5 protein-coding genes and 3 rRNA genes are annotated in these 14,915 nt (G+C 65.7%); all 8 read left to right on the top strand.

Annotated features, from left to right (window positions below; translation table 11 throughout):
- Positions 1–77 precede the first annotated feature (77 nt).
- The 8 genes from HDA33_RS07890 (at position 78) to HDA33_RS07855 (ending at position 14,907) form a co-directional block, all read left to right on the top strand.
- Complete coding sequence (locus HDA33_RS07890; protein ID WP_158493412.1) at positions 78–1,025, top strand: ABC transporter permease; 948 nt, start codon at positions 78–80, stop codon at positions 1,023–1,025.
- Positions 1,018–1,809 carry an ABC transporter ATP-binding protein gene (locus HDA33_RS07885; RefSeq protein ID WP_158493411.1) on the top strand — a complete coding sequence of 264 codons (792 nt, stop codon included), beginning with the start codon at positions 1,018–1,020 and terminating at the stop codon, positions 1,807–1,809. The genes HDA33_RS07890 and HDA33_RS07885 overlap by 8 nt, the downstream gene beginning before the upstream one ends.
- A gap of 186 nt (positions 1,810–1,995) precedes the next feature.
- A complete protein-coding gene (locus HDA33_RS07880) occupies positions 1,996–4,095 on the top strand; it encodes a maltotransferase domain-containing protein (protein WP_184172327.1) in 2,100 nt (699 codons plus the stop codon).
- Between the two features lie 41 nt (positions 4,096–4,136).
- Positions 4,137–6,467, top strand: a complete 2,331-nt coding sequence (gene glgB, locus HDA33_RS07875; protein ID WP_184172325.1) for a 1,4-alpha-glucan branching protein GlgB — start codon at positions 4,137–4,139, stop codon at positions 6,465–6,467.
- Between the two features lie 759 nt (positions 6,468–7,226).
- Positions 7,227–8,749: ribosomal RNA gene (locus tag HDA33_RS07870) — 16S ribosomal RNA — on the top strand.
- 442 nt (positions 8,750–9,191) lie between these two features.
- A 23S ribosomal RNA gene (locus HDA33_RS07865) occupies positions 9,192–12,284 on the top strand.
- A 190-nt stretch (positions 12,285–12,474) separates the two neighbouring features.
- Positions 12,475–12,591, top strand: a 5S ribosomal RNA gene (rrf, locus tag HDA33_RS07860).
- Together the 16S, 23S and 5S rRNA genes form the textbook arrangement of a ribosomal RNA operon.
- Positions 12,592–13,732: 1,141 nt before the next feature.
- A protein-coding gene (locus HDA33_RS07855) for an IS3 family transposase (RefSeq protein WP_184172323.1) occupies positions 13,733–14,907 on the top strand; the annotation gives its coding sequence in 2 pieces (ribosomal slippage) (positions 13,733–14,017 and positions 14,020–14,907; 1,173 coding nt in all).
- Positions 14,908–14,915 lie beyond the last annotated feature (8 nt).

The raw sequence follows: 14,915 nt of genomic DNA, 5'->3' as shown, positions 1-14,915 counted from the left end.
CGCGGAGCGCGTAGACGGCCCGTCGGCCCGCGCCGCGCCGTCGTCCCCCGCACTCGCACCCGCCCGAAAGGCACCCCATGCTCACCGCAGTGGAACTGGGTCTGATCTACGCCGTCGTCGCGCTCGGCGTGTACCTGACCTTCCGCATCCTCGACTTCCCCGACCTCACGGTGGACGGCTCGTTCACCACCGGCGCCGCCACGGCCGCCGTGCTCATCACCGGCGGCACGCCGGTGCCCCTGGCCATGGTGGCCGCGTTCGTGGCCGGCACCCTCGCGGGCCTGGTCACCGGCCTGCTCCACACCAAGGGCAAGATCGACGGCCTGCTGGCCGGCATCCTCACGATGATCGCGCTCTACTCGATCAACCTGCGGATCATGGACAAGGCCAACATCCCACTGCTGGGCCAGGACACCCTGTTCTCGTGGCTGGGAGACATGGGCCTGGCCCGCAACTGGGGCTCGGTCCTGGTGCTCTTCCTGGGCGTGTTCGTGCTCAAGATGATCCTGGACTGGTTCCTGCACACGGACCTGGGCCTGTCCCTGCAGGCCACCGGCGACAACGAGGAGATGATCCGCTCCTACGGCGTCTCCACGGACCGCATGAAGATCCTCGGCCTGATGATCTCCAACGGCCTCGTGGCCCTCGGCGGCTCCCTGCTGGCCATGTACCAGGGCTTCGCGGACATCTCCATGGGCATCGGCCTCATCCTCGTGGGCCTCGCCTCGGTGATCGTGGGCCAGGCCGTCTTCGGCCAGCGCACGGTCTTCTGGGCGACCTTCGCCGTGATCGTCGGCGCCGTGCTCTACCGCCTGATCATCCAGGCGGCCCTCAACGCCGGCCTGAGCCCGAACGACATGAAGCTGATCTCCGCGGCTCTCGTGGTCCTCGCGCTGCTGCTGCCCCGCTTCGGCCTCGCCAAGCGGCTCAGCCTGCGGTCGAAGTCGACGGCGGCCCCCGCGCAGGCGGAGACGCCCGCGACCGCCACGCCCGCCGCCACCGCAGAGGAGCAGACCCGTGCTTGAGATCTCGCAGGTCTCCAAGACCTTCTTTCCCAACACCGTCAACGAGCGCCGCGCGCTCCAGGGCATCGACCTGCACCTGGCCGAGGGCGACTTCGTCACCGTGATCGGCTCGAACGGCGCCGGCAAGTCCACGATCCTGAACACGATCGCCGGCAAGCTGCTGCCGGACACGGGCACCGTGAAGGTGTCCGGCAAGGACGTGACCCGCATGGCGGACCACCGCCGCGCGGCGTGGATCGGCCGCGTGTTCCAGGACCCGACGGCAGGCACGGCCCCGAACCTGACCATCGAGGAGAACATGGCGCTGGCCTGGCGCCGTGGGCACACGCGCGGCCTGGCCCGCGGCGTCTCCCGGTCCCGGCGCGGCCTGTTCCGCGAGGAGCTCACGAAGCTCGAGCTCGGCCTCGAGGACCGCCTCACCGCGAAGGTGGGCCTGCTCTCGGGCGGCCAGCGCCAGGCCCTGAGCCTGCTCATGGCCACGTTCTCCGGCCCGAAGATCCTGCTGCTGGACGAGCACACGGCCGCGCTGGATCCCTCGCGCGCCGAGCTGGTCACCCGCCTCACCCAGCAGGTGGTGGCGGAGCACCGGCTGACCACCCTGATGGTCACGCACAACATGTCCCAGGCCCTCGAGGTGGGCAACCGGCTGATCATGATGCACGACGGCCGGATCATCCTGGAGCTGGACGAGGCGCAGAAGGCCGGGCGGACCCCGGCGGACCTGCTCGCAGAGTTCGCCAAGATCAAGGGCGCCGTGGTGGACGACAAGACCATGCTGTCCTGACCCGCGCCGCCGGCGGCGGCCGCCCTCCCTCCGGAGGCGGCCGCCGTCGTCCCGAGGCCCGGCCCGCGCCCCGTGCGCAGGCCGGGCCTCGCGGCATGTACGCACGGGGTCCAGCCCGCCTCAGGGACGTGGCCATGCGGCGTCCCGATGGTTCATTCCGGGGCGGGTGCGGGGTAGCGTCGAGGCGTGAGCAACTCGAAGCAAGCCGCCCAGAGCACCCCCGCGTCCGACGTCCGCCTCCAGACCGTCACGGGGCGCATCCCGGTGACGGGCGTGCAGCCCGTGGTGCAGGACGGGCGCTTCCCGGCCAAGGCCGTGGTGGGCGAGGACGTCCCCGTCCGCGCCACCGTGTTCGGCGAGGGTCACGACGCCGTGCGCGCCACCGTCCGCCTGCTCGACCCGTCCGGGGCGGAGGTCCAGCGCGTCCACATGCGCCCGGGCCGCCCGGGCCTGGACGAGTTCCTCGCCACCTTGCGCCCGTCCGAGACCGGCGTGCACCACTTCGTGGTGGAGGGCTGGCACGACCCGGTGGGCACCTGGCTGCACGCGGCCACCGTGAAGCTCGCCGCCGGCGTCGACGTGGAGCTCATGCTGGCCGAGGGCGCCGCCCTGTTCCGCGCGGCGGCCGAGGACGCGGAGCGCTCTGCGCAGGACCGCGCCGCGTTCGAGGAGACCGCCCGCGTGCTGGCGGACGAGGGGCTCGTCCCGGCCCAGCGCCTGGCCGGGGCCGAGTCGGCCGAGCTCGCCGCCGTGCTGGGCGCGCGGCCGCTGCGCGAGCACGTCACGAGCTCCGAGCTGCTGCCCCTGGACGTCCAGCGCGAGCTCGCGGGCCGCGGCGGCTGGTACGAGTTCTTCCCGCGCTCCGAGGGCGCGCGCTTCGACGAGGCCGCGGGCACGTGGTCCTCGGGCACCTTCACGACGGCGGCCCGTCGGCTGCCGGCAGTCGCCCGGATGGGCTTCCAGGTGGTCTACCTGCCGCCGATCCACCCGATCGGCACGGCGCACCGCAAGGGCCCCAACAACACGCTGACGGCCGGTCCGCAGGACCCGGGCTCCCCGTGGGCGATCGGCGCGGCCGAGGGCGGCCACGACGCGGTGCACCCGGACCTGGGCACCCTCGCGGACTTCGAGGACTTCGTGGCGGCCGCCGCGGACGAGGGGCTGGAGGTGGCGCTGGACCTGGCGCTGCAGTGCTCGCCGGACCACCCGTGGGTGGCCGAGCACCCGGAGTGGTTCACCACGCGGGTGGACGGCACCATCGCCTACGCGGAGAACCCGCCCAAGAAGTACCAGGACATCTACCCGCTGAACTTCGACAACGACCCGGAGGGCCTGGCGCAGGCCGTGCTCGAGGTCGTGCAGGGCTGGGTGGGCCGCGGGGTGCACATCTTCCGCGTGGACAACCCGCACACCAAGCCCCTGTGGTTCTGGGAGTGGCTGATCGCGCGCGTGCGCGCCGAGGAGCCGCGCGTCGTCTTCCTCGCCGAGGCCTTCACCCGCCCGGCCATGATGCACGCCCTGGGCACGGTGGGCTTCCAGCAGTCCTACGGGTACTTCACGTGGCGGAACACCGCCGCCGAGCTGGCCGAGTACCTGGAGGAGATCTCCCACGAGACGCCGGCCTTCTACCGGCCGAACTTCTTCGTCAACACCCCGGACATCCTCACGGAGTACCTGCAGCACGGCGGGCCGGGCGCGTTCCGGATCCGCGCGGTGGTCGCCGCCCTCGCCAACCCGCTGTGGGGCGTCTACGCCGGCTACGAGCTGTTCGAGCACGTGGCCCGCCCCGGCGCGGAGGAGTCCATCGACAACGAGAAGTACGAGTACCGGCCGCGCGACTGGGAGGGCGCGGAGGCCGCCGGCGCCTCGCTCGCCCCGTACCTGACGCGCCTGAACGAGATCCGCGCCGCCCACCCGGCGCTGCGGGACCTGCAGAACCTGACGCTGCACCGCTCCACCCACCAGGACCTGCTCGTGTTCTCCAAGACCCGCACGGCCCGCCCCGAGGGCGAGCACCGCGACGCGGAGGCCGTCACCGACGCCGGCGCGCACGAGGACACCGTGATCACGGTGGTCACCGTGAACCCGCACCACGTCGCCGAGGCCACCCTGGACCTCGACCTGTCCGCGCTGCGCCTGCGCCCCGAGGACCTGGACGAGTCCGGTTCCTTCGAGGTCGAGGACCTGCTCACGGGCCAGCGCTGGCGGTGGGGCCGCACGCCCTACGTCCGCCTGGACCCGCACGTCGAGCCCGCCCACGTCCTGCGCGTGGTGCGGCACGGCTGAGCCGCCCCGCCCCCGCCCCGCCGCCCAGAACAGGAACCCCCATGACCACGCCCGCCGCCTCCCGCCCCGCCGTCGCCCCGCTCGCCGTGGACCCGGAGGTGCTGGCCGCCGTCGCGCAGGGCCGGCACCATGAGCCGCACGCGGTGCTGGGGGCCCACCCCCACCCCGACGGCGCGGCGGTCACCTACCGCGTGCTGCGCCCGCTGGCGCGCACCGTCACCGTGGTGCGCACCGGGGACGGGGAGCGCGTGGAGCTGGCCCACGAGCACGACGGCGTGTTCGCCGGTGTCGCCCGGATGCCGCGGGTGGCCGGGGCGGCCGCCGGCGACTACCGGCTCGAGGTGGCGTACGAGACCGCCGACGGTCAGACGGGCCCGGCGCAGGAGCAGGACGACGCCTACCGTCACCTGCCCACCCTGGGCGAGCTGGACCTGCACCTGATCGGCGAGGGCCGGCACGAGCGGCTGTGGGAGGTGCTCGGCGCGCGCGTGGTGCGCACCCCGGCCGGCGAGGCCGTGGGCACCGCGTTCGCCGTGTGGGCGCCGAACGCGCGGGCCGTGCGCGTGGTCGGCGAGCACAACGGCTGGGACGGGCGGGGGCATGCCATGCGCTCCCTCGGCTCCTCGGGCGTGTGGGAGCTGCTCGTGCCGGGCGTCGGCCACGGCCACCGCTACAAGTTCGAGATCCTGGGCCGGGACGGGCGGTGGCGCCAGAAGGCGGACCCGATGGCCCGCTGGACCGAGGTGCCGCCCGCCACGGCCTCGCGCGTGCTCGAGTCCGAGTACGAGTTCGAGGACCGCACCTGGATGGAGCGCCGCCGCACGGTGGACCCGCACGAGCGGCCGCTGAGCATCTACGAGGTGCACCTGGGCTCGTGGCGGCCCGGCCTGGACTACCGGGAGCTCGCGGAGCAGCTGGTGGAGTACGTGCAGTGGCTGGGGTTCACGCACGTGGAGTTCCTGCCGGTGGCCGAGCACCCGTTCGGCGGGTCCTGGGGATACCAGGTGACCGGCTACTACGCGCCGACCTCCCGGTTCGGCAGCCCGGACGAGTTCAAGCACCTCGTGGACGCGCTGCACCGGGCAGGGATCGGCGTGATCGTGGACTGGGTGCCCGCGCACTTCCCCAAGGACGAGTGGGCGCTGGCCCGCTTCGACGGCACGCCCCTGTACGAGCACGCGGACCCGCGACGCGGCGAGCACCCGGACTGGGGCACCTACGTGTTCGACTTCGGCCGCACCGAGGTCCGCAACTTCCTGGTGGCCAACGCCCTGTACTGGCTGGGGGAGTTCCACATCGACGGGCTGCGCGTGGACGCCGTGGCCTCGATGCTCTACCTGGACTACTCCCGCGAGGACGGTCAGTGGGAGCCGAACGTGCACGGCGGCAACCACAACCTCGAGGCGATCGACTTCCTGCGCGAGGTGAACGCCACGGTGTACCGGGTGCACCCGGGCGTGCACATGATCGCGGAGGAGTCCACGGCGTTCTCCGGCGTGAGCGCCCCGGTGGACGCCGGCGGTCTCGGCTTCGGCAAGAAGTGGAACATGGGCTGGATGCACGACACGCTGGCCTACCTCTCGCAGGACCCGGTGAACCGGCGCTGGCACCACGGGCAGTGGACCTTCTCGATGGTCTACGCCTACTCGGAGAACTACGTGTTGCCGCTGTCCCATGACGAGGTGGTGCACGGCAAGGGGTCCCTGCTCACCCGCATCCCCGGTGACCGCCGGCACCAGCTGGCCACCCTGCGCGCCTACTACGGCTACATGTGGGCGCATCCGGGCAAGCAGCTGCTGTTCATGGGCGGCGAGTACGGCCAGCCGAGCGAGTGGTCCGAAGCGGAGGGCCTGGACTGGCCGGTCTCCTGGGACGAGTCGCACCGCGGCGTGCAGCTGACGGTCCGCGAGCTCAACGCCCTGTATCGCAGCAAGCCGGCCCTGTGGTCCCAGGACCACAGCCCGGCCGGATTCGAGTGGGTGGACGGCGGGGACGCCGACGGCAACACCCTCGTCTTCCTGCGGCATCCCGCCGAGCGCGTGGTGCCGGAGGCCCGCATCGACGACGACGGCGCCGCGGTGTCCGCCGCCGAGCCGGGGGGCGCCCCGCTGCTGTGCATCACGAACCTCTCGGGGTCGCCCCGGCAGGGGCTGCGGGTGGGGGTGCCGGGCGCGGGGGAGTGGACCGTGGTCCTGGACACCGACGCCACCGACTTCCACGGGGACGGCTGGCGGGAGCAGACCGGGCAGTCCGAGGTGCTGACCGCGGAGCCGGGTCAGTGGCAGGGGCAGCCGGCCCATCTGACGGTGAACGTGCCGGCGCTGACCACCCTGTGGCTGCAGCCGCACCCGGGCGCGGGGACCGATCGCTGACGGACGTGGCGGACCTCACGTCGAGGGACGAGGCGGCCATGGGGCGCCGAGGCGGTGCCGGACGAGGCTCTTGCCTGCCCAGATCGGCATGAATCTGCGGAAGCAGGACCCCCGGTCTTGACGGGAGTCGATGCACCACTCCCGATTTCACGTTCGGGGGCGAGGACGGGTAGTGTTCTCTCTTGTGCTTACGACGCCGACCGGGTGACCGGGAGGTGCGGTGAGGAACATGAGATCCGCGGATTCATGCCGAGAATGGCAGGTCCAGGGCGGACGGTGTTCACCGGGCACGCGGCCGGCAGTGATGCGGGTCGAGACTCCTGAAGAAGATGATCTGGTGCGAGTCACCGGTGTCTGTGCGGTGAGGTTCTGATGAACCTGTCCCGTGCGTGAGCCGGCGATGGAGCAGCCCGGCAGGAATGCAGGGTTGACAGCGACCGGGAACGTGGTAAGGTTTTCGAGCCTGATCGCGTGAACGGCGAGTGAAGACCTTGAAAACGGGGTTGACATGGTCGCAGCGGATGGTCTAGGATGGAGAAGTTGCTCCAGAGCGAAACGGCCCGCGGAGCGGGTCGCTGAAGCTGGAAGCGCCTGTTGTTTGAGAACTCAATAGTGTGCCAAGTTTGTTGATGCCAATTGTTTTAACACATATTGGTTGATCATCGCTCACCACCCCCGTGGTGTGGTGATGGTCTGCCGGGTATTGAATTGATGTCATGGTGGTTATTTCCGGCTGCTGTGATGTTGTTCTGTAATTTTTTTACGGAGAGTTTGATCCTGGCTCAGGATGAACGCTGGCGGCGTGCTTAACACATGCAAGTCGAACGATGAAGCCCAGCTTGCTGGGTGGATTAGTGGCGAACGGGTGAGTAACACGTGAGTAACCTGCCCTTGACTCTGGGATAAGCCTGGGAAACTGGGTCTAATACCGGATAGGAACGTCCACCGCATGGTGGGTGTTGGAAAGATTTATCGGTCATGGATGGACTCGCGGCCTATCAGCTTGTTGGTGAGGTAATGGCTCACCAAGGCGACGACGGGTAGCCGGCCTGAGAGGGTGACCGGCCACACTGGGACTGAGACACGGCCCAGACTCCTACGGGAGGCAGCAGTGGGGAATATTGCACAATGGGCGAAAGCCTGATGCAGCGACGCCGCGTGAGGGATGACGGCCTTCGGGTTGTAAACCTCTTTCAGTAGGGAAGAAGCGAAAGTGACGGTACCTGCAGAAGAAGCACCGGCTAACTACGTGCCAGCAGCCGCGGTAATACGTAGGGTGCGAGCGTTATCCGGAATTATTGGGCGTAAAGAGCTCGTAGGCGGTTTGTCGCGTCTGTCGTGAAAGTCCGGGGCTTAACCCCGGATCTGCGGTGGGTACGGGCAGACTAGAGTGCAGTAGGGGAGACTGGAATTCCTGGTGTAGCGGTGGAATGCGCAGATATCAGGAGGAACACCGATGGCGAAGGCAGGTCTCTGGGCTGTAACTGACGCTGAGGAGCGAAAGCATGGGGAGCGAACAGGATTAGATACCCTGGTAGTCCATGCCGTAAACGTTGGGCACTAGGTGTGGGGACCATTCCACGGTTTCCGCGCCGCAGCTAACGCATTAAGTGCCCCGCCTGGGGAGTACGGCCGCAAGGCTAAAACTCAAAGGAATTGACGGGGGCCCGCACAAGCGGCGGAGCATGCGGATTAATTCGATGCAACGCGAAGAACCTTACCAAGGCTTGACATGTTCTCGATCGCCGTAGAGATACGGTTTCCCCTTTGGGGCGGGATCACAGGTGGTGCATGGTTGTCGTCAGCTCGTGTCGTGAGATGTTGGGTTAAGTCCCGCAACGAGCGCAACCCTCGTTCCATGTTGCCAGCACGTAATGGTGGGGACTCATGGGAGACTGCCGGGGTCAACTCGGAGGAAGGTGGGGACGACGTCAAATCATCATGCCCCTTATGTCTTGGGCTTCACGCATGCTACAATGGCCGGTACAATGGGTTGCGATACTGTGAGGTGGAGCTAATCCCAAAAAGCCGGTCTCAGTTCGGATTGGGGTCTGCAACTCGACCCCATGAAGTCGGAGTCGCTAGTAATCGCAGATCAGCAACGCTGCGGTGAATACGTTCCCGGGCCTTGTACACACCGCCCGTCAAGTCACGAAAGTCGGTAACACCCGAAGCCGGTGGCCTAACCCTTGTGGGGGGAGCCGTCGAAGGTGGGACCAGCGATTGGGACTAAGTCGTAACAAGGTAGCCGTACCGGAAGGTGCGGCTGGATCACCTCCTTTCTAAGGAGCATTAAGTGCCCGTTGCATCACCGAGTGTGTGATGGCGGGTTGCTCATGGGTGGAACATCGATGAATGGTGCCAGTGGTGGCGCCGGCAGTGCTCGAGTACGCCGAACCTCTTTGGGGGTTGGGTTGGAATGGGTGGTGTTGGTGGCTGCGAGCTGGTGTTGGCACACTGTTGGGTCCTGGAACAGCAGGCGCCCTGCCCGTGGGGGTGGGGTTGTTGTTTCTGGTCTCCGCGCCTTGTGAAGCTGCACCTTGTGGGTGAGTGGATGGGGTGTGGGTTGTTGTTTGAGAACTGCATAGTGGACGCGAGCATCTTATTTTTATTGTTGCTGCATCGTTGATCGCACTGTTCCCCCTGGGGTGGTGTGTGAGGTGTGGTGACGCCGAGAATGACATCTTAGTTATATTTTTGCTCATTTGAGGACTTTCATTGTGTGTGGAAGTTTCTAAGGGCGCATGGTGGATGCCTTGGCAACAGGAGCCGAAGAAGGACGTGGGAATCTGCGATAAGCCTGGTGGAGTCGATAACCGGACGTTGAGACCAGGATTTCCGAATGGGGAAACCCCGCACGACGTGTCGTGTGACCACCGGTTGAACACATAGACCGGTTGGAGGGAACGTGGGGAAGTGAAACATCTCAGTACCCACAGGAAGAGAAAACAAAAGTGATTCCGTTAGTAGTGGCGAGCGAACGCGGATGGGGCTAAACCGTATGTGTGTGATACCCGGCAGGGGTTGCATGTGCGGTGTTGTGGGCCCCTCCTTGTCATGTCTGCCGGCATGGCGCAGTGAGGTGCGGGCATATAGACGAACCAGTGTGGATGCTGGACCGTAGAGGGTGAGAGTCCCGTAGTCGAAATGTGTTCCGCCGCTGTTGGAGGGTCGCCCGAGTAGCACGGGGCCCGAGGAATCCCGTGTGAATCTGCCAGGACCACCTGGTAAGCCTGAATACTACCTGTTGACCGATAGCGGATCAGTACCGTGAGGGAATGGTGAAAAGTACCCCGGGAGGGGAGTGAAATAGTACCTGAAACCATGTGCCTACAAACCGTTGGAGCCTCCTTGTTGGGGTGACAGCGTGCCTTTTGAAGAATGAGCCTGCGAGTTAGTGATACGTGGCGAGGTTAACCCGTGTGGGGAAGCCGTAGCGAAAGCGAGTCTGAATAGGGCGATTGAGTCGCGTGTCCTAGACCCGAAGCGGAGTGATCTACCCATGGCCAGGTTGAAGCGCGTGTAAGAGCGCGTGGAGGACCGAACCCACTTCAGTTGAAAATGGAGGGGATGAGCTGTGGGTAGGGGTGAAAGGCCAATCAAACTCCGTGATAGCTGGTTCTCCCCGAAATGCATTTAGGTGCAGCGTCACGTGTTTCTTCCCGGAGGTAGAGCTACTGGATGGACGATGGGCCCTACAAGGTTACTGACTTCAGCCAAACTCCGAATGCCGGGAAGTGAGAGCGTGGCAGTGAGACTGTGGGGGATAAGCTTCATAGTCGAGAGGGAAACAGCCCAGACCACCGGTTAAGGCCCCTAAGCGTGTGCTAAGTGGGAAAGGATGTGGAGTTGCTGAGACAACCAGGAGGTTGGCTTAGAAGCAGCCACCCTTGAAAGAGTGCGTAATAGCTCACTGGTCAAGTGATTCCGCGCCGACAATGTAGCGGGGCTCAAGTACACCGCCGAAACCGTGGCATTCAGTTTTGCTGGATGGGTAGGGGAGCGTCGTTCACGAGGTGAAGCCAGCGGGTAACTTCTGGTGGATTGTGGACGAGTGAGAATGCAGGCATGAGTAGCGAAAGACGGGTGAGAAACCCGTCCGCCGGATGACTAAGGGTTCCAGGGTCAAGCTAATCTGCCCTGGGTAAGTCGGGACCTAAGGCGAGGCCGACAGGCGTAGTCGATGGACAACGGGTTGATATTCCCGTACCAGTGAAGAACCGTCCCTGCTGAGCCGGTGATACTAACCGCCCGAACCATCCCGAACCCCGTCTTTGACGGGGTCGGTGGTGGGGAGCGCGGGACCTGAACCGGGGAGGCAAGCGCATTAACAGGTGTGACGCAGGAAGGTAGCCGGGCCAGGCAATGGAATCGACCTGGTCTAAGGGTGTAGGGCTGCCGGTAGGTAAATCCGCCGGCTATGTGCTTGAGACCTGATGGGCGCCCACGTGGTGGGTGATCCGGTGATCCTATGCTGCCAAGAAAAGCATCGGCGCGAGGTTCAAACTGCCCGTACCCTAAACCGACACAGGTGGTCAGGTAGAGAATACTAAGGCGATCGAGAGAATCATGGTTAAGGAACTCGGCAAAATGCCCCCGTAACTTCGGGAGAAGGGGGGCCCCAACCTTGAGCACCACGTGCTGGTGTGAGGGGATCGGGGCCGCAGAGACCAGGGGGAAGCGACTGTTTATCAAAAACACAGGTCCATGCGAAGTCGTAAGACGATGTATATGGACTGACTCCTGCCCGGTGCTGGAAGGTTAAGAGGACCCGTTAGCTTCGGCGAAGCGGAGAATTTAAGCCCCAGTAAACGGCGGTGGTAACTATAACCATCCTAAGGTAGCGAAATTCCTTGTCGGGTAAGTTCCGACCTGCACGAATGGAGTAACGACTTCCCCGCTGTCTCAACCGTGAACTCGGCGAAATTGCATTACGAGTAAAGATGCTCGTTACGCGCAGAAGGACGGAAAGACCCCGTGACCTTTACTATAGTTTGGTATTGGTGTTCGGTGTGGCTTGTGTAGGATAGGTGGGAGACTGTGAAGCGGGCACGCCAGTGTTCGTGGAGTCATCGTTGAAATACCACTCTGGTCACTCTGGATATCTAACTTCGGCCCGTGATCCGGGTCAGGGACAGTGCCTGATGGGTAGTTTAACTGGGGCGGTTGCCTCCCAAAATGTAACGGAGGCGCCCAAAGGTCCCCTCAGCCTGGTTGGCAATCAGGTGTCGAGTGCAAGTGCACAAGGGGGCTTGACTGTGAGAGTGGCAGCTCGAGCAGGGACGAAAGTCGGGACTAGTGATCCGGCGGCTCGTTGTGGAACGGCCGTCGCTCAACGGATAAAAGGTACCTCGGGGATAACAGGCTGATCTTGCCCAAGAGTCCATATCGACGGCATGGTTTGGCACCTCGATGTCGGCTCGTCGCATCCTGGGGCTGGAGTAGGTCCCAAGGGTTGGGCTGTTCGCCCATTAAAGCGGTACGCGAGCTGGGTTCAGAACGTCGTGAGACAGTTCGGTCCCTATCCTCTGCGCGCGTTGGAAGTTTGAGAAGGTCTGTCCTTAGTACGAGAGGACCGGGACGGACGAACCTCTGGTATGTCAGTTGTACCGCCAGGTGCATGGCTGATTAGCTACGTTCGGGATGGATAACCGCTGAAAGCATCTAAGCGGGAAGCCGGCTTCGAGATGAGATTTCCTTGCCCCTTTGAGGGTGTGAGGCCCCCAGCTAGAACACTGGGTTGATAGGCTGGATGTGGAAGCGAGGACTGAAGACTCGTGAAGCTGACCAGTACTAATAGGCCGATGACTTACACACACTTTTTTCTTTGCTGCCCATGCTTCGGGTGGTGAGGGTGTGGTGCTTGCGTCCACTGTGCGGTTGTCTGATTGCAACCGGTCGCCCTGTTGGGGTGGTTGAGTATTGTTGAATAGTGTCACTGTTGTGTGACCCGTGATGGTTTCCCACCATGCCTGGTGTTTGTCGGGTGTGGGGTGGGATGAAGGGTTACGGCGGTCATAGCGTGGGGGAAACGCCCGGTTCCATTCCGAACCCGGAAGCTAAGGCCCACAGCGCCGATGGTACTGCAACCGGGAGGTTGTGGGAGAGTAGGTCGCCGCCGGACATTCTTTGGGGAGGGCCCTGCACTTTGGTGCGGGGCCCTTCTTGCATTCCCGGGGGAGGCCCTGCACCTGGTGGTGCGGGGCCTTCCGTGTTTCCAGGGGCCGGTGCCCCACCTCGGCTGCCGGCCAGGGGTCGTGGCGGGCCGGGTCTCAGAGCTCGCCACGGCCCCTCGGCGAACGCTCTTCGGAAGGGACCCCGACGAAGGGGGCCCGCGACCGCACTCGGACCGGGCCATTGCCCCGCAGGCCGGCGTCGGCGGGGATTCGTCTCTCGCGAGCTCGACCGCCCCACGACATCATGGTCGCGTTCACCGGTGAGGCCCGCGATCTGTGCCAGGTCAAGGCCTGCTGCCGCCGGCTCAACGGGATGGGATGGGTGTTCTTGGCGTCGCATGGTGGCCGCGCCGCGAAGCCGCCTCCCACGTGCGCACGGGGCCTTCGAGACGAGAACGTCATGGAGGCGGTCCAACGGATCCACACCGAGAACCACACCGTCCACGGGGCGAGGAGGATCCGCCACGTCGTGGCTCGGGCCGATTGGCACAACGGCAGGGGCGGGGGCCGCCCGCCTCAGGGGCGCCGCCGGCCTGCGGGCCTCAGGTGTGTCCGCAAGCCCGTGGCCACGCGTCCCGCGGGTCAGCCACGCACCAGACCGGATGGCGTCGAACGCATGCTCCGAGCTCCGCAGCGCACCAGCTGGAGGTCGCTGACCGCATCCACGTGAGGTCCTGGGTGGCTTCGACTGCGTCAGGTCCATTATCGACGTGCCCTCCAGCATGATCGTGGTGCGTGGTGTCGACGCCTCGCTCCGCACGGCATGATTGCCGCCTCGAGGCCTGGAGCGCGCACTCGTGAGCTCGCACTGGAACACGGCCTCGTGCGCGCCGGTGCCAGCCGTGGCCGGGAGGTCCTGACGCACCACGTCGGCCGCGGCAGCCGGCATGTCTCCCGTGGCGCACTCGGACGCGTTCGCCATTGCCGTGACGTCTGACTAGCCGGGCCCTGTGGGCGGCGGTTCGGACACTGATCCGCCCGAGAGCGCGATCGGCTGCTAGGGCATGTCTGACAATCGTTTGGGACTGATGCGCGTGTAGGTGACATACGATCTGTGGTGTTCCCACACCGCGGGGAAGGATGTGCACCATGCCCGCCCCCTACCCCCAAGAGTTCCGCGACGACGTCGTCCGCGTCGCCCAGAACCGTGAGCCCGGCACCCACTTGAAGCAGATCGCGAAGGACTTCGGGATCAGCTTCTCCTGTCTGACGAATTGGATGCGCCAAGCCGAGATCGAAGCCGGCAACAAGCCCGGCACCACCGCCACGGAGGCCGAAGAACTCCGCGCAGCCCGCCGCAGGATCCGGCTCCTCGAGCAGGAGAACGAAGTCCTACGCCGCGCCGCGGCCTACCTCTCCCAGGCGAACCTGCCGAAAAAATGATGTACCCGCTCGTGTCCGAGCTCGCCGCCGACCAGATCCCGGTCGCGGTGTCCTTGCGGGTCCTCAAGCTCGCCCGCCAGCCCTACTACCGCTGGCTCCAGAACCCTGTCACCACCGCGGAGGTGGAGGCCGCTCATCGGGCCAACGCCCTCCACGACGCCCACCAGAACGATCCCGAGTTCGGGTACCGGCTGCTGCGCGACGAGGCCGAGAATGCTGGCGCTCCGATGGCGGCCCGTACCGCCTGGCGGCTCTGCCACGAGAACCAGTGGCACTGCGCGTTCGGGGCCAAGCGCGGCAAGAACGGGACCCGCCCAGGCCCACCCGTGCACGATGACCGCGTCCGCCGGGACTTCTCTGCCGAGGAGCCCAACCGGCTGTGGTTGACCGACATCACCGAACACCCCACCGGTGAGGGCAAGCTCTACCTCTGCGCGATCAAGGATCTCTACGCCGGACGGATCGTGGGGTACTCCATGGCCGACCGGATGCAGGCCTCGTTGGCCGTGAACGCGCTCGAGCAGGCCGTGGCCCGCCGCGGAGGCACCGACGTGGTGGCCGGGTGCATCGTGCACTCGGACCGCGGCTCGCAATTCCGCTCGGCCCTATTCCAGGACGCCCTGACCGCCCACGGGCTGATCGGGTCCATGGGACAGGTCGGTGCTGCCGGGGACAACGCGGCTATGGAGTCCTTCTTCGCGCTGCTGCAGAAGAACGTGCTGGACCGACGCGACTGGGACACCCGGGACGAGCTGCGGGCCGGGATCATCACCTGGATCGAGCGGACCTACCGCCGTCGCCGCCGGCAGGTGCGCCTGGGCCGATTGACGCCGGTCGAGTACGAGTTGATCATGGACCACACGCCCGCAGACCCGGCGTGAAGACGACT

The organism is Micrococcus endophyticus, assembly GCF_014205115.1.
GTDB lineage: Bacteria > Actinomycetota > Actinomycetes > Actinomycetales > Micrococcaceae > Micrococcus > Micrococcus endophyticus.
This window is presented reverse-complemented; position numbering and strand designations above follow the sequence as displayed.

Excerpts from the sequence above, each read along its gene's own strand:
- HDA33_RS07890 (WP_158493412.1), top strand. The coding sequence starts at position 78 with ATGCTCACCGCAGTGGAACTGGGTCTGATCTACGCCGTCGTCGCGCTC.
- glgB (WP_184172325.1), top strand. The coding sequence starts at position 4,137 with ATGACCACGCCCGCCGCCTCCCGCCCCGCCGTCGCCCCGCTCGCCGTG.